Raw genomic sequence first — 265 nt, forward strand, 5'->3', positions numbered from 1 at the left:
GGCCTACATCAAACTTAGCGATGGTCTGCACATCCATCATCGTCACCCAGCGAACCGACCATGACGACGCAAGCGTAATAAGCGCAAGCAAAGTCGTCGGCCAAAAGCCACGGTTTTGCCCACGCAGGGCAAACAGAGCTAATACCACACTCGTCAGTAGCAATAACGCCATTAAAAACAGTCTTTTTAGCCACTGCGGATCCGCATAAAGCGAAAATGAAGCATTATTGGATGCCCAGATAGGTAACAATAGAATCGCCAATAG

1 protein-coding gene is annotated in these 265 nt (G+C 48.3%); it reads right to left on the reverse strand.

The window, feature by feature from the left end:
• Positions 1-265: hypothetical protein (locus Q5762_RS38655; RefSeq protein ID WP_315896993.1), on the reverse strand; the 265-nt coding region annotated here is incomplete at both ends.

The organism is Streptomyces sp. P9(2023), assembly GCF_032436795.1.
Lineage (GTDB): Bacteria > Actinomycetota > Actinomycetes > Streptomycetales > Streptomycetaceae > Streptomyces.